Below are 24,776 nucleotides of genomic sequence, written 5' to 3'. Positions count from 1 at the left end.
ATAAATCAATCGGATGTTTGCGAAATTCAAATAATGAAGATGTGCGGATTTGCAGATATGCGAATGTGCAGATGTAAATGAGATGGTGCGTTACCCGGCCGCGCGCAATTGCGATGTGATTTGCATATTTATAAAGGAGGCTCCGCTGGAGCCTAAAAACTTGTAAGGATTTCTATAAACACGTTACTCCTCCGGAGTTAATAACTCTGCTTGCTTTGACTCCGGAGGAGTCTCGTGTTTATAGAAAAAAGAATTAATTGGTTTTGGCTCCGGAGGTGCCTCCTAAATGATCAGGGAACTATCAAACTCATAATCCCGCTCCACTTTACATATTCTCACTTTATAATTAGCATACCATTTTTCGCGGCCATATTTTTGGGCGATTGCATGATCCGTATTTGCTTTCCAGTTGCGGATAGCTTCGAGGGATTGCCAATACGATACCGTAATGCCAATTTCATTTCGGGCCGATTCGATACCTAAGTAACCTTCCTGTTGTTTAGCCAGCTCATCCATTGCATCTGCCATGGCGGCGTAGCCATTGTTGCCTTCGGTGCGGATGGAGGTAAATATTACGGCGTAGTAGGGAGTTGCTGGGGTTTGGGCTATCATGTTGTTAATTTATATGTCAAATAAAAAAGGCTCCGTTTTATGGGAGCCTTTACAAATTATCATGTTCCGTATTCCGGAGTTGTTACTTCGCTTTCTTCCAATTCGTACTCGCTTAACGGCGGGCATGAGCATATCAGCGTTCTGTCGCCATAGGTATCATTAACCCGGCCTACTGATGGCCAGAATTTATAAGCTGCTACATAAGGTAGCGGGAAGGCTGCTTTTTGGCGGCTGTATGAATGTTCCCACTCGTTACCAGTTATAACGCTAACCGTATGCGGCGCGTTTTTAAGCGGGTTGTCTGTTTTGTCTGATGCGCCTGCTTCAACAGCGGCTATCTCTTTACGGATAGCTACCATGGCATCGCAGAAACGGTCAAGCTCGTGCTTAGGCTCTGATTCCGTAGGCTCTATCATCACCGTACCCGCAACCGGGAACGATACTGTAGGGGCGTGGAAACCATAATCCATTAAACGTTTAGCAATATCTACCACCTCAATGCCTGCTGCTTTAAACGAGCGGCAATCTAATATCATCTCATGTGCGCAACGGCCATGCGAGCCGGTGTATAGCACCGGGTAATGGCTCTCTAACCTTGTTTTGATATAGTTGGCGTTAAGGATAGCGTATTTAGTGGCGTTGGTTAGCCCGTCGCCGCCCATCATGGCTACATAAGCGTGTGATATGATGAGGATAGATGCCGAACCCCAGGGGGCTGCAGATACCGCGTGGATAGCTTTGCCATTGTCTATATCAACAACAGCGTGTCCTGGTAAATAAGGCACCAGGTGTTTAGCTACGCCGATAGGGCCCATGCCCGGGCCGCCACCGCCATGCGGGATACAGAAGGTTTTATGTAAGTTTAAGTGGCAAACATCGGCACCAATAGTAGCAGGACTGGTTAAACCAACCTGCGCGTTCATGTTGGCGCCGTCCATATAAACCTGGCCGCCATTGTCATGAATGATCTGGCAGATATCAATGATCGACTCTTCAAATACACCGTGAGTTGAAGGATAAGTTACCATTAAGCAAGACAGATCGCCTTTATGCTCTTCGGCTTTTGCCTTCATGTCAGCAACGTCAATGTTACCGTTATCGTCGCATTTAACAATTACTATTTTCATGCCGGCCATTGCTGCTGATGCAGGGTTGGTACCGTGTGCCGATGATGGGATCAGCACCACATTACGGTGATGATCGCCACGATCTATATGATAAGCACGGATGACCATCAAACCTGCATACTCGCCTTGTGCGCCTGCATTTGGCTGCAGGCTCATGGCTGCAAAGCCGGTGATCTCGCTTAACCAGCGGTTTAGCTCATCAAACAACTGCATGTAACCGCCTGTTTGGTCGATTGGTGCAAAAGGGTGCATACGGCTAAACTCGGCCCAGGTAACAGGTACCATCTCGGTAGTCGCGTTTAGTTTCATGGTACATGAGCCTAAAGCAATCATGGAGTGGCAAAGCGAAAGATCTTTTGTCTCTAATGATTTGATATAACGCAGCATTTCGTGTTCTGAATGGTGCGAGTTAAAGAGCCCATGCGTTAAGTAAGCCGATGTGCGTTGCAGATCAGCAGGAATAACAGTAGTTAGATTAGCCTGTAATCCGTCAAAATCAACATCATTTATAGTTTTGCCTTTTACTTTGGCAAACAGGCGCACCAGGGTTTTAATATCATCCGGCGATGTAGTTTCATCAACAGAAATAGTTACTATCGAACCATTGTAATTTAAGTTAACCTCGTTATTTAACGCCTCCGAATGGATAGGGCCAACCAAATCGCCCAGGTCAAATTTAACGGTATCAAAATAAGCCTCGTTTAATTGCTTAAACCCTAATGCGGTTAAGCTTTGGCTTAACAGGATAGCTAAACCATGTACACGTTCGGCAATCAACTTTACACCTTTAGGTCCATGATAAACTGCATACATACCGGCCATGATAGCCAATAAAGCCTGCGCGGTACAGATATTTGAGGTTGCTTTGTCTCTGCGGATATGCTGCTCGCGGGTTTGCAGGGCCATACGTAAAGCGTAGTTGCCCGCGCTATCAATAGTAACACCAATTATACGGCCCGGGATAGAGCGTTTGTATTCTTCTTTAGTTGCAAAATAGGCAGCATGCGGACCGCCAAAACCCATCGGTACACCAAAGCGTTGGGTGGTACCAACTACTATGTCAGCACCCCATTCGCCCGGAGGGGTTAGGAGCACCAGGCTTATCAAATCGGCAACTACGGTTAGCTTAATCCCTTTTTCGTGCCCTTTAGCCGCAAAGTCGGCATAGTTATAAACCGCGCCATGGCCGGCAGGGTATTGCACTATGGCGCCAAACATATCGTCGGTTAATTCAACGGTGCGGTGGTCGCCTATTTGCAGGGTAATGCCATAAGGCTCGGCCCTGGTTTTTAAAATATCTATAGTTTGCGGGAAAACTTCTTCTGATACAAAGAAGGTTTTAGCGCTGTCTTTTTTACGCAGGGTATATTGCATAAACATCGCTTCGGCTGCCGCGGTGCCCTCGTCTAATAACGATGCATTGGCAATTTCCATCCCGGTTAAATCAATAACCATTGTCTGGAAGTTTAACAGCGCCTGTAAACGTCCCTGGGCAATCTCGGCCTGGTAGGGGGTGTACTGAGTATACCATCCGGGATTTTCAAGAATATTACGTTGGATAACGCCGGGCACTATTACATCATAATAGCCCTGGCCAATATAGCTGCGGTAAACTTTGTTTTTTGATGCCGTTTGTTTAAGGTCTTTGAGGTAAGTAAACTCACTTTTTGCTGCAGGCAGATTAAGCGGATTTTTCAACCGGATTTTTGCCGGTACAGTTTGTGCTATCAACTCGTCAAGCGTAGTAACGCCTGTAGCCTTAAGCATTTCTGCGGTGTCTGCCTTATTGGGTGCGATGTGCCTTCCCTCAAATTTTTCCTCGTAAGCGGTGTTTAATTTCATGAAATAAGTATCAGTTATTTGAAGGTGTAAAGGTACAATTTTAGCCGTTGACTATCAATCGATAAACACAATCGTCAACATAAAATTACAGGGGAAATTTAATTTGTTTAAGCGATTAAAAAGCAGAATAATATCGGCTTTTTTAAGCGATTTAAACTATATTAAACTAACTGGCGCAAATACATTTGTATGGTGTTTTCCAACCCATAATATAAGGCATCGGTTATCAGCGCGTGGCCTATGCTTACCTCGTCTAAAGCCGGAATGTTTTCTGCAAAATATTTTAGGTTGTTCAGGTCAAGATCATGCCCTGCATTAATGCCTAAACCCGCTTTATGTGCTGCTTCTGCCGCTTTTACATAGGGTGCAATGGCGGCGGCTTTATCCTGGTGATATTGATGCGCGTAGGCTTCGGTGTATAGCTCAATTCTGTCGGTGCCGGTTGTGGCGGCAGCTTCAACCATTTCAATCAACGGGTCAACAAAAATAGAAACACGGATCCCTGCATTTTTAAATACAGCGATCATGTCTTTTAAATACTGCTGATTTTTGATCGTATCCCAACCGTGGTTTGAGGTGATCTGCCCCAACACATCGGGCACCAGGGTAACCTGCTCGGGTTTGTTGGCCAATACCAGGTCTATAAACTTTTGCTCCTGGCAGTTGCCTTCTATATTAAATTCGGTGGTGACTATTTTTTTTAGCTCGAAAACATCATTGTAGCGGATATGCCGCTCATCAGGTCGTGGATGTACGGTTATACCCTGGGCGCCAAAACGTTCGCAATCTTTGGCTACCTGTATTAAATTGGGATTGTTACCTCCGCGCGAGTTACGTAAGGTCGCAATTTTATTGATGTTAACAGATAGTCGGGTCATGGTATAACGTGTTTTAAAGCGCAAATATCATTATTACTTATTAATAGTCTCAAACAATTTGATAGTTATTTAGTTGCATGGTAGCGAAAACTGATGAATAACTGCTTGTTTTATTTGGAGTTATATTTTGCAGGGATATATTATTAAATGTAACAATCATAGTATTATTAAATCAATAGGCATTAATAATGTAACAATACTATTAAGGTTAATTATTAAACGTAATATAAATTGAACCTTTGCATCTAAATAATTCCTGTATTAAATATTATTAATATCAGCGCATTAAATTTTTATGAAATATATATACATAACCTTAATCTTAGCACTTTTATTTGCCGGCAAATCTAATGCGCAAACAGGCCGGGGCGTAAGCGGGCAGTTAATAGATTCGACCAAACAATCATTACCCGGCAGTGCGGTGAAATTAGTGACCGACCTGGGCGACAGTACTACAATTGCTACCGATATCGACGGTAAGTTCAATTTCTCTAATATAAAAGGCTCAAAAATTACGCTTTATATATCATCTTTTGGTTTCCAGGGTATTATAAAACACTATACATTTTCGCCTACAGATAATGCGGCGTTTGTTATCCCTCCAATTGTTTTAAAGGGCGAAAGCAGGCAGTTGAAAGAAGTTGTTATTATTGGCGTGAATCCTATTAAGTTTAAAGAAGACACAATCGATTATAAAATCGCAGCATACCCCGTGCGCGAAAATGCCCCGGTTGAGGACGTACTGAAAAAAATGCCGGGTGTTGATGTAGATAACAACGGTAACGTTACTGCACAGGGTAAAACTATTACCAAGGTACGTATCAATGGTAAGGACTATATGGGTGGCGATGTGCAGTCTGCCACAAAAAATATCCCTGCTGATATATTGGAAAGCGTACAGGTTATAGATGATTACGGCGACCAGGCCAACCTTACAGGTGTTAGAACCGGCGAGCCAAACAAGATTTTGAACTTTACTATCCGTAACGATAAAAACTACGGCTACTCATTACAGGCAAATGCCGGTGCAGGTAAGGATGCCTTACCTGCAGCACCAGGTATAACCAACGAGAACCGTTATATAGGTTCTGTTAACTTCTTTAATTTTAAAGGTAACAGGCAAATAACTGTTTTAGGCAATATTAACAACATTAACAGCAACACCTTTAATTTTGGCGGCGGCGGTGGTGGCCAGCGTGGCGGTGGCGCTCAACGCGGTGGCGGTAACAACGGATTAGCCAGTGTTAAGGATGGTATAACTATTGCCCGTGCAATTGGTACAAACTACCGCGACCAATGGGGTAAGGACATATCTGTATACGGCAGCTACAGCTTTTCTGATAACTCTACTTATACAAACAGTAACACAGAGCGTACAAATAATGGCGCAGGTACCAGGAATAGTAATCAAGCCACAGCTAATGATAACCCGATAAATCACAGGTTTAACTTCAATTTAGAGTGGAAACCCGATACAATTAATTACTTGAAAATATCCCCTTCATTTAGCTATGCAAGTACTAACTCTAACTCTATCGAGAATGTAACTTACCAGCAAAACGGTACAATAACCCAAGCTTATACAACTAACATCCGCAGCAACTCGACCGCGCCAAGCTTTGGTGGTAACTTATTGTTTAACCACCGTTTTGCTAAGCGGGGCCGTAACTTTAGCTTGTTCTTTAATATTAATTCGTCTGATTCAAAATCGGCCAGCAACCCTATTGTTAATTATACAATTGGTTCGCCAAACGTGCCGTTGAATCAGATTATCAATACCACAAATCATACAACAACATTCGGTGGTAATATATCATACTTAGAACCAATTGGTGCTATATCTTATTTAGAGTTAAATTATAACTATAATCATTCTTATACATCAAACGATAAAGAAACTGATACTTTATCATTAGCCAATACTTTAAATAACTATCAGCGTTTAAGCAATAATTACAACTATACATTTATAACCAACCGTGTAGGCTTAAATTACCGTGTTATTGATGTTAAGTATAACTATACAGTTGGTTTAGGTGTACAGCCGTCGGTCTTGGACGGACGTTCAATAACCAACAATATTACTACACATAAAAGCCAGTTAAACTATGTGCCTTCGGCCCGTTTCATTTATAATTTTTCAAGGAACCAATCATTAAGTTTTAACTATAATGGATCGAGTACTCAGCCATCATTTAATCAGCTACAGCCGGTTGTTGATCTTTCAAGTGCATCATACCCGGTACAAGGTAATCCTGATCTGAAACAAGCATTCAATAACAATATTTTCCTGCGCTATAATTCGTTTGGTATAGAGACTGGAAATATTTTGTTTATAAACGCATCATACAATACCATCGGCGATTATGTTGCAACCCGTACCACTACTTACCGTAACTTAAGCGCTACAGTAATAGCGGCAAACCCTGATCTGAAAAGCTTCAGGAATGCAACATTAACGCGGTATTTAAATGCTGACGGTTACTCTGCCGCAAACTTTGGAGGTTTTTACTCAAAACCATGGGATGAGCGTAAATATACCGTATCATTTAACGCCAATGTTAACTACGCTAAGTATCCATCGTTTGTTGATAGTGTTGACGTTAATAACGTAACATCGGCGACTTTAAAAAACATATCTAAAACATTAACATTCACCCCGGGTCTTCGTTTTAGGTTAGATATAAAGGATGTTATTGACGCCCAGGCAAGTGCAAACTATTCTATCAGCAAAACTGATAATTCATTATCAGGCAGTAGCTTATTTAGCCAGAACACTAATGTTAGGACAACAACATTAGGCCTTACCGGTAAAAATTATTTTGGTAACTGGACTTTAAGCTACGATTACAGCAAGCAAATTAATAAAGGATATAGCATACCTGTTACTAATCCTAATATCTTAAGTGCTTATATTGAGCGCAGGTTCCTGGCACAAAACAGGGCTACCGTACGTTTGGCGGCTGTCGATCTGTTTAATCAGAACACAGGATTTTCTGTTACCAGCGATGGTAGCAGTGTTACCCAAACCAGCGTAAACAGGTTGGGCCGTTATTATATGCTTACTTTCTCTTTACGCCTGCAAAAATTTGCGGGCCGTGCACCAACCCAGGAAGGTGATCGTCCGGGAGGTTTTCCAGGCGGCGGCCGTGGTCGAGATGGCGGTGGCGGTGGTGATCGTCAGCGTGGTGGCGGCGGCGGTAGTTTCGGCCAATAAAAATCAGCTCATATTTAAATCATTATATAAAAAAGAATCCCCGGCTGATAATCAGCCGGGGATTCTTTTTTATAATAGTGTTGTTTATGCAACGGTGCTTATAACGCGCTCCAACTCTTCCAGATCAAATGGCTTAGCTAAATAAGTTTCTGCGCCGGCATGGCTGGCCAATAACTGAATATCGCTGTTGGCAGAAAAATAAATGACCGGTATGTCTTTCAGATCTTCGGCTTTTTTAAGCGTTTGCGTAGCTATAATGCCACCCGCATCAGGGATCCAGTTATCCATCAATATTACATCAGGCATAATGCCCGATACCCTTTCGGTTATTGAATTGCAATCCGTAAAGGTGTGAACTTCCCAGCCCTTTTCTTCTAAAATATAATTACAGATAGACAGAATATCTTCGTCGTCATCAAAAATTATGATTTTACGTTTAGTATCAATACTCATAGGCTTTATAAAACTTCTGCTGTGAAGCTATATATATAACTATAATAAAAAACAAATGTTTTTGTTTGCCCTAAAGTATTAAAAAATAAACTCCTAAATTTTATGTGCGATCTCTCGGCCTATTTCCATAATATATCCTTAACAAAACTTATTGTAGGGCTATGCCTCCAGCTTAGGCTCTAAACGGGTGCTTATGCTTATCCGGTTCCACACGTTTATAACACTAATGGCTGTGATAACTTTAGCAAGGTAATGCTCATCCAATACACTTGCAGCTTGTTGATAAGTTTGGTCTGATACGCCTGCATGGCTTATTTGAGTTATTTCTTCGGTAAGGGCCAGTATGGCTTTTTCTTCTTCGGTAAAAAACGAGGTGTCGCGCCAGGCATTTAAAACGTAAATACGTTGCTCGGTTTCGCCGGCTTTGCGGGCATCGCGCGTATGCATATCCAGGCAGTAAGTACACCCGTTTATCTGCGAAGCGCGTATTTTTATTAGCTCCAAATGTGTTTTGCTGATACCGCTGTTTACAACATAGTTTTCTAAAACCATTATGGATTTGTAAACCTCGGGTTCTAATTGAAATATATTTATTCTTTTGCTCATGGCTGTATGTTTTATACAACAAAGGTGAGCATTAAATAAGTTCAAAAAATTAATCCTGATTAAGAAACGGCGCCCCCTCTAAAACTCCCCCGGTAGGGGAGGCTTACTTTTGTTTAGTAATATTTTTAGTCCTCCCTACCGGGGGGATTTAGGAGGGGCTACTTCTTCGCCCTGATCTTACTTAAAAATTGAGGCGTAAAGCCCAGGTACGATGCCAGCATATATTGCGGCACGCGTTGTATAAATCCCGGAAAATGTGTGCTGAAATAACGATAACGCTCTTCGTCAGTATAGCAGTATATAAATTCTATACGGCGCTGGGCAGCGGCATAGGCACGTTGTAAAACCTTACGGAAGTAAGTATCTAATTGTGGTATAGCATGGATTAATTCCTCCTGTGTCGCGGGTTCCCAGGCAATCACTTCGGTATCTTCTACTGCTTGTAAATATACGCGCGATGGTTGCTTACTGTCAAGGCTGCCAAAATCGGTTAACCACCAGCCCTCCAATCCAAAATGAGTGATTTGCTCATTCCCTTTTTGGTTAATGATATATAAGCGCAATAAGCCTTTACTTACAAAATAGTTAGCCTTGCAGATCTTGCCGGGAGTAAGCAAATATTCTTTCTTTTTGAATTGCAGCGATTTTAACTTAGAACAAATGAGCATACCCTCATCATCGGTTAACCCTACGTATTTACGGATATGTTGCAGCAGGGGGGTATACATTCGCCAAAAATACCTTAATTAATTTTTTAAGCCAATACGGTGATTGGTATAATCAACTAAAAATTCGTTATCCAGGAAAAAATTTATGCTTAAAATGGTCCGGTCATCACCCGAATACGACGGCTTTTGCACTGTAGTAAAATTATAATTACTTGCAGTAGCAAACTGGTAGCTAAAACCCGGCCCGGTAACAAAAGATACGGTTGTATTAGCAGGTAGCGCTGCAGTATTAGTTGTAGCGGTAGGGTCTTCAATAATATGGGTTGATGGCGTGCCGGTATCAAATAATATTTTGCCTGCTACATTTTTATTGTTGTAAGTTATAGTTGAAGCAATATTGGATGAGTAACCGCTTATGGCATTAAAAGCAAGCGGGTGCATAACAAAGCTTGAAGCATTCAGATCATTTGGGGTTAACCCTATGGTAAGCAAATTGGGCGTATAAGTGGCGCTATTGCCAAAATTTGAACTATTAAGCTTTGCCAAACGGAAACCACTGGCGACATTATCAGCCAATTTAAAATAACTAAGCGGGCTACCGATCTTTCTGCTGGTTGAGCTTACGCCAGGCCCCACGCCAAAAACATCAGCAGCATGTGCAGATAGCTGCTTGCCGGTATTATCAACAATTTTATAATATAAAAATATAGGTATGCGTGGTGTGGTAATATTACCGTTGCCATCGCCTATGGTAACAGCGGTATAAGCAAGGTTGCCATATTCACTTATAGAGCTGTTAACGCTGCCATAAGTTATTACAGCTTGTTGTGATGTAATAGTAATGCCGTTAACAACTACAGAGTCGCCGGGTATCACAAATCCGTTGGTAGTGATCATGGATGCTGGAATGATGCCATTAGCATCAATGGTTAATCCGGTAGATCCGGTGTCAAATACCAGTCCATAATTTACAGTAGCCTGGTCACCCAGTTTTGAGCAAGCTATAAATATGCGCCTGTTAATACCGCTTATTTGTTCATATAAGCCCAATCTTGCCAAATTGGACGGCTCGGTAACTATAGGGTTGACTTGAGGATCTTTTTTACAGGAAGCAATAAACAGGGTTGAAAATAATACGGCCGACAAGGCCGTGACACACATTAAGTAACTTTTTCTCATTCTAATATTTTACAATCACACAAACGTTACAATAATAAGCAATAACGGCCATTTAATACTTAACGGTATAATAAGCAATAAAAATAATTTATTAAATTTATAGAAAACCAATTAATAACCAGATTATTAACTATAGCTTAATACACCAACAGTTAACAAATTATTAACTGGTACGAATAAATAAATATGTTTATAATGTGTTTAAAGTTTTTTTAGCGTACTCTTTTTAGGAATTAAATTCTTAATTTTCGATAATTAAACCTATAAGCAATGCGGTTTAAAATGCGGCAGCCTAATAATGCCAATTTTAAGGTATCGCAGTGTAACATAGTTAATGGTTTTGCCGTTTTAAGGCTTACCTGTTAATTAACACTATTGATGTACTTTACAAGAACAACAAATGGATAATGCCATAAATAAAGCCGCTCCCGAAGTAAGACTCAGAGCATTTCGGGCAATTGATGAGCCCGAAACTTGCGCTTTATTTATTGAAGGACATACACACGTTTTAACCAATATAGGGGTCACTAAGGTATCCTACAGTAAAAATGAATGGGTAAATAACCCCGGCGCGTTTGTAATGGTGGTAGAATCATTAGATGGTAAACGCGTATTTGGCGGCGCGCGGGTTCACGTATCGGGCGGATCGGAACCATTGCCAATTGAAACGGCCACATGCGCCATAGATAGTAACATATATAACCTTGTATGGAAATATGCACAATATGGCACCGGCGAACTTTGCGGCTTATGGAACTCCCGGGAAATTGCAGGTTATGGCGTGGGTAGCATATTTTTAATCCGTGCCGCAGTGGCTATTGCCTATCAAATAGGTTTGCAATCGCTTTTTGCGTTATGTGCGCCGTATACAGTAAAACCTGTAGAGGCAGTGGGGATGGAACTTGAAACAAGTATCGGCAACAAAGGCACCTTTTATTATCCTAAGCTCGACCTTATAGCGACAACAATGTTGCTAAAGGATGTGCCAATATTAAGCAAGGCCCATCAAGAGGATAAAGACGCTATCTTACGGGTTAGAGAAAGTTGGAACACAATTAGAGTTGAAGAATTACGGGGGAAGAAAATTACCATCCATTACGAAATGCGGATCCCTAATCTTGACAAATGGGATCTGAAAAAAATCATAGCCAACGCAGAAAAAAATATGATGATGCCGCACGATAGTAATAAAGACTGGGACTTTATTTAACAACCAAACCCGATAATTGTATCTGTGTAAACAGATATTTAAATAAAAATGAAAAATATAGAAAGGTTAGTAGCAAGTTCAGAACAACTGAAAGAAGTTTATATGCCGGTTATCCTGCGGTTAAGTAACGCTTTTGATAAGAAGTCGCTCGATCAGTTAATACAAAACGGCGACGTGTTGTTTGTGCAGGATGAAATTTATGGGCAATTGCAGGAATTGGTTAAATGCGAGCGTCCCTCCATCAAAATTAAAGAGGAAGAATATGCCGAACTAATTGCTAACCACCTTGCAGGTAAAGATATTAATGAATATGGGGTTTGGGTTTATTATCCGTGGAGCAAACGCCTGGTACATTTACTTGATGAAGATGAATTTGTTGAGGTACGCACAAATCGAAATAGAAATAAAATTACGCGCGAAGAGCAACAAGTATTAAAAAGTAAGACAATTGGCGTGGTGGGATTGTCTGTGGGTCAATCTATAGCATTAACTTTAGCAATGGAACGCATTTGCGGCGAATTGCGCCTGGCAGATTTTGACACAGCCGAATTAAGTAATCTAAACAGGATCCGCACGGGGTCGCATAACCTTGGGTTAGCTAAAACGGTAATTGCAGCAAGGGAGATTGTTGAAATAGACCCTTTTATTAAGGTTAAATTATTTAGCGATGGGTTACACCAGGGTAATATGGACGATTTTTTTACCGGTGGTGGTAAGCTTGACCTGTTTGTTGAGGTTTGCGATGGTATTGACATTAAATTAGACAGCCGCTTTAAGGCTAAAGAGTTACAAATACCTGTGGTTATGGATACTAATGACCGCGGGATGCTGGACATAGAACGTTTTGATCTGGAAAACGACCGCGGTATAATGCATGGGCTGTTGGATGCATTTATAGATGATAATGCAATTGTGGTAACTGATGAGAACCGCCGGGGAATCTTAATGTCTATCCTGTCTTTTGATTCATTGTCAGAACGGATGAAACTATCTATGGCCGAAATTGGAAAGACTATAAATACCTGGCCGCAACTGGCATCGTCTGTAGTGCTTGGCGGTGCAATTACAACAGATATAGCCCGGCGTATTTTGCTGGGAGAGCATCAGCAATCAGGCCGCTATTATGTTGACCTGGATGCCATTTTTAATGAAGAACCTATTTAACATATCTTAATTATATAGAACCCCATTAATGCACTATTTAAATAAACCGGCCTTAATTATCTTATTTTTATTAGTAAGCAGTTTTTTGCATGCGCAAAATATTGTGCGGGTTAAAAGCACACTACAGCAAGAATACTTTGGTAATAATGTTTATTTATACCAGGATACCAGCAATAAGTTAAATTTTGAAAAAATCAGCAAATCGCCTGCTTTGTTTAAAGCGAGCAAATTGGCGGTGCCTAACCTGGGCATAAGCCCGTTTAACAACTGGATAAAATTCAGGTTAGTTAATGACTCTGAATTTGACAAGGTTATCTTAGACATCCCTAACCCTATAATTGATGAGGCTGATCTGTATACAATTAATGGCCAGCATATAGATAGCATTAAAAATTCTAATTATGAGCCGTTAAGGAATAGAGAATATAACCACCAGTTTTATTTGTTAAACATTTCACTAAAAAAAGGAGACACGGTTGATTGTTACCTGCGGTTAAAAAGCAACCAGCAGATTATGGCTCCACTGAGTTTGAAAACTGCAAAAACAATAGTCCCCGAAATTAGCAATACCGATACCCGTACCGGTATTTACTTGGGTATAATGTTGGTAATGTTACTGTATAACCTATTTATTTACTTTACGACAAAAGACCGGGATTATATAGTTTATTGTCATTACATTTTTTGGGTAGCATTAACGCAGATGAGCTTGACGGGTTATTCGCACCGCTTTCTGTGGACCGATAATTTATGGCTGTCAAAAAACATGGTTATTTTTTGCGGGGCGATGTCTGGCCTGGCTACTATAATGTTTGCCAAATCGTTTTTACATACCCGCCAAATCGTTCGTAAGCTTGATATCGCTCTTAATGTAACAGTCGGTTTATATACTATTGCATTAATTTTACTGTTTACGGGTAATGGGGTTATCGCGTTCCAGGTAGTAAATCTTAACGCTGCAATAGTATCTATATTGATCATGATCGTGGCGTTTGCGGTTTATCGTAAAAAACAGGCGTCAGCAAAGTTTTTTCTAATTAGCTGGAGCATCTTTTTCACCAGTATACTAATATTTGTGTTTAAGGATTATAACATCGTCCCTTATAACCTGTTCACTGTGCATTCTGTAGAAATAGGATCGGCATTAGAGGCTATATTCCTGTCCTTCGCACTTGCCAATAAAATAAATATCCTTAAAGGCGAAAAAGAAGCATCACAGGCAGAAAGGTTGCTCGCGTTACAAGAGAACGCGCGTATTATCCGCGAACAAAATGTGGTGTTAGAGACAAAGGTTAATGAACGCACCCACGAATTGAATGAATCACTTCACGACTTAAAGCAAGCTCAATCGCAATTGGTCGAATCGGAAAAAATGGCGTCGCTGGGTCAGCTAACTGCGGGTATAGCGCACGAAATAAACAACCCTATCAATTTTGTAACATCAAATATAAACCCGCTAAAACGCGATGTTGAAATGATATTGGAGGTTATGAGTACGATCGAAAATGTAAGCCAGTCTGATGCCTCGGATGCAGATAAGCGACAAAAGATTGCTGATTATAAAGAAGAAATTGATTTTGATTACCTGGTGGTTGAGATCAGGCACCTAATAAAGGGAATCCACGAAGGTGCATCGCGAACAGCCGAAATAGTTAAGGGCCTTAAAATATTTTCGCGCCTGGATGAAGACGATCTGAAAAAGACAGATATCAACGAAGGGATGGAATCGACACTTATTATAGCCAATAATTTATTAAATAGTAATATAAAAGTTATTACAGAATATGGGGGGCTGCCCCTGGTTGAATGTTATGCAGGTAAATTAAACCAGGTTTTTTTAAATATTTTATCAAACGCCATTTATGCAGTTAACAAACAATTTGGAAATAACCCCGGTGGCGAAATAAAGATCAGCACTGCTAACGACGGCGAGAATGTAGTTATAACTATAACTGATAACGGAACGGGCATGTCCGAAGAAGCCAAGAAAAAAATATTTGAACCATTTTTTACGACCAAAGAGGTAGGCGAAGGCACAGGCCTGGGGATGAGTATTGCTTACAACACTATTAAAAAACATAACGGTCAAATATTGCTTAATTCTGTATTGGGCGAGGGCACTGAGTTTGTATTAAAAATACCAATCGTACACGATATAAAAGCCGCATCATAACGTAAATAAACTAACCTACACGATAACTGGAAAATAAATACACAGCAATGGCAGAGAAAATTAAAATACTTTACCTGGATGATGAGATAGATAATCTCACGGGTTTTAAAGCCACACTAAGGCTTGATTACCAGGTATTCACGGCAGTAAATATACAGGGTGCCATGGAGCACCTTGAGAAACATCCTGATATCAGGGTAATATTTAGCGATCAGCGGATGCCGGGTAAAACCGGGGTCGAGTTTTTTGAAAGCATTCGCAGTACACACCCCCTGCCTATGCGGATACTGATAACTGCATATACCGATATTGACTCGGTAATTGACTCAATAAACAGGGGTAACATCTTCAGATTTGTTAAAAAACCGTGGGTAGAGGCAGAGGTGATTTCGGCTATCGAGGAAGCCAATAAGTTTTACCAGGCCAACTCCATGCTGTCCATTAAAAATGATGAGTTGCAACGTGCTTATAGTGAGCTGGACAAGTTTGCTTATAGTGTAAGCCATGATATCCGCGGGCCTTTATCGGGAATATTGGGGGCTATAAATGTAGCGCGTGATATGCATGATATTTCCGAAATGAAGGAAATGCTTTTTTTAATGGAGAAATCATTAAAAAAACTGGATACCTACATCCTGAGTATGCATGATTATTATAGCCTGCAGCGCGGCGAATTACATATTGGCGATATTGACTTTAAAAAGATGATAGATGAGTTTAAAGACATTTATAAGGTTTTTGCCAGTACCGCCAATATCGACTTTAAAGTAAACATAAACCAGCGCGAACCCTTTAGAAGCGATACGGTTCCGCTTAAGTTGATCCTTAATAACCTGTTGTCGAACGCGTTTAAGTATCAGAATAAAAACAACGACGCAAAAATGGTTGAATTAAATATTGAGGTGTACAAAGGTGTAGCCACAATACAGGTGGCAGATACTGGTATAGGTATTTTGGGCAATCACCTGGGCGAGATATTTAACTTGTTTTATAGGGCAAGTTCGCAGGAAGCCGGCTCTGGCTTTGGTTTATATAACGTAAAAAGTGCCCTGTTAAAGTTAAATGGACAGATAGAGGTTAACTCCGTTTTAAATAAAGGCACTACTTTTAAAGTAACTATTCCTACCAAATAAGCGCTGCATGGAATTGTCATTTATAATTATTGATGATACAGAGCTTGACCACTTTATTGCCCGTAAAATGATCACTAATGCAAATAACGCTTTTAAGGTTAAGAGCTTTTTAGATGCATCGCAGGCTTTAGAGTATATAGTGGCTGATAACCACGATGCCGGTATTAAAATTATCCTTGTTTTTTTAGATATCTATATGCCTTTAATGAATGGTTTTGAATTTGTTGAAGAGTTTGAGAAATTAGATAAAGCCATACAAGATAAATATTACATTGTAGCCCTTACCTCATCTATTGAAACGTCTGATATTAACCGTATCCGTTCGTATCCGGCGGTTAGGGGAAAAATAACAAAACCCTTACTGGCCGAAGATATCAGCGCGCTGCTAAACAACATAAAGGCCCGTTTTAATCTCAAAATTGACTAAAACCTTTTTACGATAATAGCTTCTGCCTCAATAAAAATTCCAGCTGATCATTTGATGTGCCCAGCTTTTCATTTTCTTCTTTAAGTTTCAGCTTTTCTAAATAGGCATCGTAAGCACGTGTTATGGTTATGTCCAACTCTTCTTCGTTCCAGGGTTTGCTCAAATAATGGAATATTTTGCCCTTATTAACGGCATCAACAACAGCACCCATATCGGCATAGCCGGTTAGCAATAACCTGATCGGATCGGGAAATATCGGGATAACTTTTTCTAAAAACTCAACGCCCGTCATGCCCGGCATACGTTGGTCCGTAATGATAATATGTACCGGTTTTTCGTTTAGTATTTTAAAAGCTTCATCACCGCTGATGGCAGTGTAAATCTGATATTTTAAACGAAATGCCGCTTTAAAAGAAAACAGGTTGTTTTCTTCGTCATCTACATAGAGTATTGTTATTTTTTTATCGGCCATGAGGGGGGGATATTAATATAACGTTTATAAACCGGCTTATTATTAGGCTTTTTTAGGCGGTTAATAACGTCGGTTTATACAATTTAAATATAAATATCGAAAAAATATGAGTAATTAAAATATAATTTTTCCGGTTGCTGTTACGAGCGATGCTATGCGGATGGCATCAAATATGCGTTCTTCACTGGTGCCGAGCTTTATAAGTGAATCTTCGTGCGCGTTAACGCACATTTCGCAGCCATTTACTGCAGATATAGTTAAGCTCATTAATTCAAAAAACTCCTTGCCGGTTACGGGCTTCATCATGATCTGCATACGGATACGCGCCGGTATCTGGGTATACTTTTCCTTCTGTGTAAAATGCCTGAAACGGTAAAATATATTGTTTGATGCCAATAATGACGCACATGCTGCGGCTTCTGAAATCTCGGCATCAGTTGCTCCCTGCTCTGTAGCATATTCGGTATAGTAATTTGTAAGCGGCAGATTGTTGTTATTAATGGCTACACTTAAACCCAATAAGGCGCATTCTTTAGTGCTCAGCTGCTCTGAGGTTAGTGTGCTGGTAAAGTTTAATTTCAAATCGCGTAAATAGCGCGACTCGCCTTGTTCCAACAAAGTAAGGCTGGCGGTCCGGTAAGCAGTATCAACGCCAATACTTTGTAGTAATTCGTTTATAGTTTCTGTGCTTTCGCTCATGGTATTTGCATAATTTATGATAATAAAAAAATCCCCGTTTTGGCGGGGATTTAAAGTTTAAGCAGTTAATGTCTCCTGTCCTTTTTCCCAGTTACATGGGCAAAGCTCGTCGGTTTGTAAACCATCTAATACACGTAATACTTCTTTAACGTTACGGCCAACGCTTAAATCGTTAACACATACCCAACGTACAATACCGGTAGGGTCAATTATAAAAGTAGCACGGTAAGCAATTTTTTCGGTAGGTTCTAATATACCCAGCTCTTCGGCTAATGATTTTGAAGTATCGGCCAACATCGGGAATTTCAAATCGCGCAGATCATCATGGTGGGTTCTCCAGGCGGCGTGCACAAATTCAGAATCAGTTGATGCACCAATTAAACGGGTCTCGCGGTCGCGGAACTCGCGATAGTTTTTGTTAAACTCGGCAATTTCTGTAGGGCAAACAAAGGTGAAATCCTTTGGCCACCAAAACATTACGGTCCAAACATTATCATCATTAACTAAATAATCAGAAGTTAATGTTTCAAATTCTTTTCCTTTTTCTAAACTTACTACGGCTGTTTTAGAGAATGCCGGGAATTTTTGTCCTATGGTAATCATATATAAATTATGTGTTTTTAAATTTCACACAAATATACGCAATTTGAAGGAGGAGGTGTATTGCAAGTTTAAATAGGCTATAGTTTATATCTATATATATATGTTTTTATATAGTATTTATAAATATGATTTAATGGATTGACCTGGCATTAAAAATGGCTATTACATCTGCAAAAAATAACGCTTGCTATTTTAAAACCGACTACTTATCTTAACGCAACCAATATTCCTAAAAATAAGCTTTTTATGAAAATCATCACCCGCATAGCCGTTGCGCTTGTATGTTGCGCTGTTATTTCTTTTACCATATCATGGAGGCCGTATGCACGGATAGCTCGTCAAGCAAGCGCGGCTTCATCGTTAATGAACGGGCGATACTTGTTTGTAGCGGCACCCGGTATCCGGGATTATTTGGGCTACGGTGGCCACGGATTGATGGTATTTGATATTGATCATGGCCATAAGTTTGTAAAGCGGATCCCGTTAAACGGTTTGCATCCCAAAAATGGCTTGCCATCAAATGTTAAGGGTATAGGGGTAAGTCTGCCGCTGCATAGTGTGTATGTAACCACGCTTGAAGGGCTGCAGCGTATTGATATTGTAACTGGTAAACTTATTTGGGAAAAACCTATCCCCGACGGGTGCGACCGCTTATCAGTTTCTCCGGATGGTAAAACTATGTACCTGCCATCGTTAGAGAGCCATTACTGGAACGTGATAGACTGCGAAACCGGAAATATTATAAAACGGTTAGATGGTTTTAACGCGTCGCATAATACTATTTACGCTTTATCGGGCAAACATGCTTACCTGGCCGATATAAAAAATACTATGGTAAAAATTGCCGATACCAAAACCAACGAAGTTACTGCCCAGGTTGGCCCATTTGTCAATTTTGTGCGACCATTTACCATCAACAGAAAAGAGACCCGCATTTTTGTTAATTGTAATGATTTGTTAGGATTTGAAGTAGGCGACATTACAACCGGTAAAAAAATAGCACATAAGGAAGTTGAAGGCTGGACAACAGGCCCCGTTAGGCGGCACTCGTGCCCAAGCCATGGTATAGGCTTAACTCCTGATGAAAAAGAAGTATGGCTATGCGACGGATTTAACATGCGCATGCATGTTTTTAGTGCTGTGGCACCCTATCAGCAGTTAACAACAATACTCTTGCAGGATATGCCCGGCTGGATAACTTTTACTATTGATGGTAAATACGCCTATCCATCAAGCGGAGAAGTTATTGACGTTAAAACGCGCAAGATAATAACCGTGCTTCAAGACGAAAATTACAATAATGTAGCAAGCGAAAAAGTACTGGAGATAGACTTTAAAGATGGTAAACCTGTTAGGGCGGGCGATCAGTTTGGATTAGGCAGGGTGATGTAGCAAGAAATTGCTGTAACCTAAAACTAATTCCGGTAGTCTGAGTTTCCATGAAACTTAAACTATCCTTTGGCTATATAATTGCTTTTTTATTGCTCACACTGGTAATGCTTGAATTGCATGAAACAGTACACATCACAATCGGGCGCATTATCTGCGGCGGCTGGGGCAGCAGGGACTTTAATGTTTGGAATTTATGTAAAGATTGCAGCGTACATCACCCTAACTCGTGGCTGGCAACTTTAGCTGGTCCGTTGTTTTCATTTACGCTGATGTGGGCAGGGATGTTTTTGTTATACTCGGCCAACAATAATTATAAAGCTATTGGATTTGCTTTAATATTTGCCAATATCCCTTTTGGCCGCATTACGCAGGCGATGATGGGTAGCGGCGATGAAATGATAGTTACCAGGGAATTGCTTAAAGACAGTTTAAACCATAATCAATTGGTTTTAACGTGTTCATTTATTCTGGTATTAATAGGGCTGCCGCCAATCATAAAAGCATATCGAACCCTTAAAAATAAAATGGCGTGGTTGTATATAGCCGGCTTCTTAACCCTGCCGCTGGTGTTTATATTAACGTATGTACTTACCGCTTTAAACACGCTGCTAAATAAGGGATTTTTAAATGCCCCGTGGATAATGGGCACAGCGTTATTAATTACATTACACACATTTATCGCCCTTTTTTTACTGGCGCGTTTTTATAAAAGACTGCTGCCTATTGGTCAGGAATAAATAGCTGTTGACCTCTTAAATTCATTCATCTATACAAACCTATCATTCGGCGATACATTTTTGACCCGCAAGCAACTTTAACTATATTTGATTAGTATCACAGGAATAGCGTGTGCGATTGCTGTTTGTGAAATTGAACTTGTCCGGGACTATGTATAGTGAGTACAGTAAACCTTATAAAGAAATATAGTTTAGTTACTTTAGTTGTGGCGCTGCTTGTAGGTTTACCTGCTACAAGTTATGCGCAGCTATGTTCCGGCAGTTTGGGCGATGCGGTTGTAAAGCTTGATTTTGGAGCCGGCAGTTCAGTGCACGCAGGGGCATTACCTGCAGGTACTACAAGCTATACCTACAGCCCTAATGATTTTCCCGGCGACGGATCATACACGGTCGAAAATACCACCGCGGGTTCAGGCAACGTTTGGTGGAGCACTAAAGACCATACCGGCAATACTGGTGGTTATATGATGGTTGTAAATGCCAGCTCATTAAAAACAGATTATTTTTATAAAACTACGATTAGCGGCTTATGTTCGGGCACCACGTTCGAGTTTGCGGCCTGGGCTGCAAATCTGATAAGAACTACGGACGTTAGTCCACCAGACCTCACTTTTACTATATTTAAAACGGATGGAGTTTCTGTGCTTGCAACGTTTAATACGGGCATTATTCCTGTAACGCCGGGTGGTTTAACCTGGAAACAATATGGAACAAGTTTTAAAATGCCGGTAGGAGAGTCGGATGTTATAGTACAAATAACAAATAACTCACCTGGCGGCATACCAGGCAATGACCTGGTTTTAGATGATATAACTTTTCGACCCTGTGGCCCTAATGTTAGCTCAAGCTTTATCGTGGATAATTTTCAGCCTACCGTGCAAAATGCCTGTACCGGTACAAAACAAAGCTATACGTTAAGCTCTACAGTGGTAAATAACGCCTACGCTAATCCATCGTACCAGTGGCAGGTAAGTGTCGGGTCGTCCTGGGCAAATATTGCCGGAGCAAACACAACAACCTATACGGTAAATCAGCCGACCGTTGCAGGCACTTATCAATACCGTATGGTAACTTCAGAAGCTGCTAATAGTGGCTCCGCATCCTGCCAGGTATCATCAAACGTATTAACACTTACGGTGGGTAGCTCACCGGCTGCATCATTTGTAGCTGCTAATAATGCGAATTGCCTGCTTAAAACAATCGACTTCAAAGATAAATCAGCTCCCAACGGCACTCCTATAACCAGCTGGAAATGGGATTTTGGCGATGGTGAAACGAGTGTTGATTCCAACCCGTCGCATACCTATGAAACTCCAGGCGATTACCCTGTAACACTTACGGTTGCAAACAGCACGGGTTGTGCATCCAGCTCTCAGCAAATAGTACACGTAACACCAAAGGTAGTGGCAAATTTTGATGCAACTGTATCGCTATGCCCCAATTCGCCGGTTACTTTTACTGATAAATCTACAAGTATCGACCCCATAGTAAAATGGCATTGGAGTTTTGATGACGGTACACCCGCGCTTGTTTTAACAAGTGGCGCGCCTTTTACTCATACCTTTGCCACCACCGGAGATCATAAAGTATCTTTAGAGGTAACAACATCTAAAAGTTGTGTAAGCGATATATTTTCAAAAATGGTTGCGGCTGCAGCAGCGAATTTTACCATATGCCCCGGAGATGTTACCCAGTTTACTGATGTAACTGTAAAGCCGGGTACCCCCGGTTTTACCTTTAGCTGGGATTTTGGTGACGGGGCTGCAACAACAGCTAACCCAAATACATCATCACTGCAAAACCCCACCCATAAATATGTAAATCCGGGTAACTATACAATAACCTTAACAGTTTCGGCACAAAACGGATGCCCACCTAGCATACAGCAAAAAACATTTACAGCAACCGGAGTGCCCATAGCCAATTTTGAGATAGAAAATAAAGCCAACCTTTGTAGCAGCGATAGCGTTACTTTTATTGATAAAACGGATGTTGGCAGTAATATAAAAAGATTGGTTTGGTTTTATGATGTTGATAATCATCCAACAGATAGCGTAGTAATTACTCAGGCTAAAATGCGCAGCGATAATAAGTATCGTTATTTTTACGGGGTAAATAATACCGCAACGCCACAAATTTATCACGCGCTTCTAATAGCCCGCATTGGAGGCCCATGCCCTGATCCGACATTTAAACAGGACGTAATTATTAACCCTGATCCGGTGGCCGTTTTATCAGTAAACGGTACCACGCTTGTAAGTCCGTTTGTTTTATGCCAGGATGCCGGGCCAATAAATATTAAAACGTCGGCCAATATAGCAGGCAAACCAACATTTACGGGGGAGGGTATAACTGCCGATGGGGTATTTGACCCGAAAATTTCAGGTTTCGGCACATTTACTATTAAGTATTTGTATACTGCAGATAATACCGGGTGCACTTACACCACAACTTTTAAAATTACGGTGAGCCCTTTACCGGTAATAACGCTGGCCCCAACAGCCGTGGCGTTAGAAGGCCAGCAAACAACTTTAAACCCAGCTGTAAGTGGTGGCGGTAATTTAAAATATTCCTGGACGCCTGTTACCGGCGTTAGCGACCCTACTATGCTTAATGCGTTTTTTAGCCCAGGTGCCGATACCAAATATACACTTACTGTAACCTCAGCACAAGGTTGTAGTTCGTCGGCTCAAGTATTGGTTTCGGTTTTAAAAACCCCGGTTGTACCTAACACATTCACCCCCAATAATGATGGCATAAACGATACCTGGAACATCAAATATTTAGATGCTTATCCTACAGCCATTATAGAGGTGTTTAACAGGAATGGATCGAAAGTATTTAGTTCAAACAACTATACTGTGCCGTGGGATGGTAAGCATAACGGAACAGTACTGCCGTTTGGTGTATATTACTATATTATAGATACCAAAAGCGGGCGCAAGCCCATAACGGGGAGTTTAACAATTATAAAATGATGCGTGTAATCAATATATTTATGAGTAATAATTTTTTTACAGATGCACCGCTCTAAGCTAACCGGTTTTATTATACATGCGGCGGGCTGGCTAATGTTCCTGGGTTTTCCGCTGCTGTTTATGAACCGTACGCAGGATAACGTTAGCAGTACCTACTTCGTTATATCATCGCCTTACTACTGGCTATTTTGTCTCACCTATATTTTTATGTTTTACCTGAACGCCTGGTACCTGGTACCGCAATTTGTATTCAGGAAAAAGTATTTTGTATATGGTGTAATTGTACTGCTCCTATCAGGTTCGGTTTATTATTTGCAGCCTTTTGATAACCTGTTGCGACATAATTTACGCGAAAGCCCCAAACCCAAAAACATTGGCTTACCAAATGCGGAAAGCATAGGCCCCAACACCAAAAGCCTGCCCTTTGGCCCGCTGCCCCACCAGGATATGCGGATGCAGGACCCAAAGCCAAAGCCATCAAACGGCATTGTAATTATACACCAGGCGGGTAACATTGATATGGTGGGCCTGTTTATATTTATTGTGATTATGGGGCTGAGTATTGCCGTAAGCACTGTGCAAAAATGGCAGTTTACAGAGCAACGCATGGTAAAAGCGGAAGCCGAAAAAGCAACTGCCGAACTATCCTTTTTAAAAGCACAGATAAATCCGCATTTTTTGTTCAATACGCTAAATAATATCTACGCCTTGTCTGTTACGGGTAGCGAGCACACATCGGCAAGTATCATGAAGCTATCAAATATTATGCGGTATGTTACTGACGAGGTAGAAGAAGACGAGGTGTCATTACAACATGAGTGGGACTGCATTAACGATTATATCGATTTGCAACGGTTGCGGTTAGGTAAAAAAACCAAGCTTAATTTTGAACTGGCCGGCACTATAGGTTACCAGCGTATTGCCCCATTAATTTTGATGACATTTATTGAGAATGTATTTAAATATGGTATCAGTAAACATGAAGCTACCAACATAACAATCAAGTTAACTGTCGAGGCCGACAAATTATCGTTTTTTAGCCAGAACAGCATTATAGAGAATGGCTCAAAGCTTAATCGTACAGGTATCGGCATCAAAAATACCCGGCAACGATTAAATCATATTTATCCGGGCAAGCACCGGTTGGATATCAATACAGAGAATAACTTGTTTACCGTACATTTAGAAATAGATTGTTAATCCCCT

20 protein-coding genes are annotated in these 24,776 nt (G+C 40.9%); 10 read left to right on the top strand and 10 right to left on the bottom strand.

Annotated elements, in window-relative coordinates; genetic code table 11:
* Positions 1-282: 282 nt before the first annotated feature.
* The 3 genes from ABIB50_RS17490 to ABIB50_RS17480 all read right to left on the bottom strand — a co-directional run bounded on the left by ABIB50_RS17490 (position 283) and on the right by ABIB50_RS17480 (position 4,459).
* Entirely contained in the window at positions 283-612 is a 330-nt protein-coding gene (locus tag ABIB50_RS17490; protein ID WP_429381719.1) for an antibiotic biosynthesis monooxygenase family protein, read from the bottom strand.
* 59 nt (positions 613-671) lie between these two features.
* Positions 672-3,581, bottom strand: coding sequence for an aminomethyl-transferring glycine dehydrogenase (gene gcvP, locus ABIB50_RS17485; protein WP_429381717.1), 2,910 nt, complete (start codon positions 3,579-3,581; stop codon positions 672-674).
* 161 nt (positions 3,582-3,742) lie between these two features.
* The gene (locus ABIB50_RS17480; RefSeq protein WP_429381715.1) at positions 3,743-4,459 is read right to left on the bottom strand and encodes a pyridoxine 5'-phosphate synthase; all 717 of its coding nucleotides are present in this window, start codon (positions 4,457-4,459) and stop codon (positions 3,743-3,745) included.
* Positions 4,460-4,754: 295 nt separating this feature from the next.
* Between ABIB50_RS17480 and ABIB50_RS17475 the strand changes: the two genes are divergently transcribed.
* Positions 4,755-7,676 carry an outer membrane beta-barrel protein gene (locus ABIB50_RS17475; RefSeq protein ID WP_429381713.1) on the top strand — a complete coding sequence of 974 codons (2,922 nt, stop codon included), beginning with the start codon at positions 4,755-4,757 and terminating at the stop codon, positions 7,674-7,676.
* Between the two features lie 84 nt (positions 7,677-7,760).
* Here ABIB50_RS17475 and ABIB50_RS17470 read toward each other — a convergent pair whose 3' ends face one another.
* The 4 genes from ABIB50_RS17470 to ABIB50_RS17455 form a co-directional block, all read right to left on the bottom strand.
* Positions 7,761-8,129, bottom strand: coding sequence for a response regulator (locus ABIB50_RS17470; protein WP_429381711.1), 369 nt, complete (start codon positions 8,127-8,129; stop codon positions 7,761-7,763).
* A gap of 159 nt (positions 8,130-8,288) precedes the next feature.
* Positions 8,289-8,735, bottom strand: a complete 447-nt coding sequence (locus ABIB50_RS17465; RefSeq protein ID WP_429381709.1) for a carboxymuconolactone decarboxylase family protein — start codon at positions 8,733-8,735, stop codon at positions 8,289-8,291.
* Positions 8,736-8,893: 158 nt separating this feature from the next.
* Positions 8,894-9,463, bottom strand: coding sequence for a Crp/Fnr family transcriptional regulator (locus ABIB50_RS17460; protein ID WP_429381708.1), 570 nt, complete (start codon positions 9,461-9,463; stop codon positions 8,894-8,896).
* Between the two features lie 18 nt (positions 9,464-9,481).
* Entirely contained in the window at positions 9,482-10,582 is a 1,101-nt protein-coding gene (locus ABIB50_RS17455) for a hypothetical protein (protein WP_429381706.1), read from the bottom strand.
* A gap of 400 nt (positions 10,583-10,982) precedes the next feature.
* On the opposite strand from ABIB50_RS17455, the gene ABIB50_RS17450 reads away from it, so the two are divergent.
* The 5 genes from ABIB50_RS17450 to ABIB50_RS17430 are packed head-to-tail and all read left to right on the top strand — an operon-like array spanning position 10,983 to position 16,689.
* Entirely contained in the window at positions 10,983-11,792 is an 810-nt protein-coding gene (locus ABIB50_RS17450; RefSeq protein WP_429381704.1) for a hypothetical protein, read from the top strand.
* Positions 11,793-11,840: 48 nt separating this feature from the next.
* Positions 11,841-12,956: a ThiF family adenylyltransferase gene (locus tag ABIB50_RS17445; protein ID WP_429381703.1), complete on the top strand. Its 1,116-nt coding sequence runs from the start codon at positions 11,841-11,843 to the stop codon at positions 12,954-12,956.
* A gap of 28 nt (positions 12,957-12,984) precedes the next feature.
* Complete coding sequence (locus ABIB50_RS17440) at positions 12,985-15,129, top strand: sensor histidine kinase (protein WP_429381701.1); 2,145 nt, start codon at positions 12,985-12,987, stop codon at positions 15,127-15,129.
* A gap of 47 nt (positions 15,130-15,176) precedes the next feature.
* On the top strand, positions 15,177-16,262 hold the full coding sequence (locus ABIB50_RS17435) for a hybrid sensor histidine kinase/response regulator (protein ID WP_429381699.1): 1,086 nt from the start codon (positions 15,177-15,179) through the stop codon (positions 16,260-16,262).
* 7 nt (positions 16,263-16,269) lie between these two features.
* Entirely contained in the window at positions 16,270-16,689 is a 420-nt protein-coding gene (locus ABIB50_RS17430) for a response regulator (RefSeq protein WP_429381697.1), read from the top strand.
* A 7-nt stretch (positions 16,690-16,696) separates the two neighbouring features.
* Here the strand turns inward: ABIB50_RS17430 and ABIB50_RS17425 are convergent, their stop codons facing one another.
* The 3 genes from ABIB50_RS17425 to ABIB50_RS17415 form a co-directional block, all read right to left on the bottom strand.
* Complete coding sequence (locus ABIB50_RS17425; protein WP_429381695.1) at positions 16,697-17,161, bottom strand: response regulator; 465 nt, start codon at positions 17,159-17,161, stop codon at positions 16,697-16,699.
* Positions 17,162-17,275: 114 nt separating this feature from the next.
* Entirely contained in the window at positions 17,276-17,860 is a 585-nt protein-coding gene (locus ABIB50_RS17420) for a carboxymuconolactone decarboxylase family protein (RefSeq protein WP_429381693.1), read from the bottom strand.
* A 57-nt stretch (positions 17,861-17,917) separates the two neighbouring features.
* Positions 17,918-18,463 (bottom strand): peroxiredoxin, encoded by a 546-nt coding sequence (locus ABIB50_RS17415; RefSeq protein WP_429381691.1) that lies wholly within the window; start codon positions 18,461-18,463, stop codon positions 17,918-17,920.
* Positions 18,464-18,709: 246 nt separating this feature from the next.
* Between ABIB50_RS17415 and ABIB50_RS17410 the strand changes: the two genes are divergently transcribed.
* The 4 genes from ABIB50_RS17410 to ABIB50_RS17395 all read left to right on the top strand — a co-directional run bounded on the left by ABIB50_RS17410 (position 18,710) and on the right by ABIB50_RS17395 (position 24,770).
* The gene (locus tag ABIB50_RS17410; RefSeq protein ID WP_429381689.1) at positions 18,710-19,855 is read left to right on the top strand and encodes a YncE family protein; all 1,146 of its coding nucleotides are present in this window, start codon (positions 18,710-18,712) and stop codon (positions 19,853-19,855) included.
* Positions 19,856-19,902: 47 nt separating this feature from the next.
* Positions 19,903-20,592, top strand: coding sequence for a hypothetical protein (locus ABIB50_RS17405; RefSeq protein ID WP_429381687.1), 690 nt, complete (start codon positions 19,903-19,905; stop codon positions 20,590-20,592).
* A gap of 158 nt (positions 20,593-20,750) precedes the next feature.
* Positions 20,751-23,570 (top strand): PKD domain-containing protein, encoded by a 2,820-nt coding sequence (locus ABIB50_RS17400; protein WP_429381685.1) that lies wholly within the window; start codon positions 20,751-20,753, stop codon positions 23,568-23,570.
* 42 nt (positions 23,571-23,612) lie between these two features.
* Entirely contained in the window at positions 23,613-24,770 is a 1,158-nt protein-coding gene (locus ABIB50_RS17395; protein ID WP_429381683.1) for a sensor histidine kinase, read from the top strand.
* Positions 24,771-24,776 lie beyond the last annotated feature (6 nt).

The organism is Mucilaginibacter sp. UYCu711 (assembly GCF_050433825.1).
Classification (GTDB): Bacteria; Bacteroidota; Bacteroidia; order Sphingobacteriales; family Sphingobacteriaceae; genus Mucilaginibacter.
Note: the sequence above shows the minus strand (reverse complement) of the source record. Positions and strands in the feature narration are given on the sequence as shown.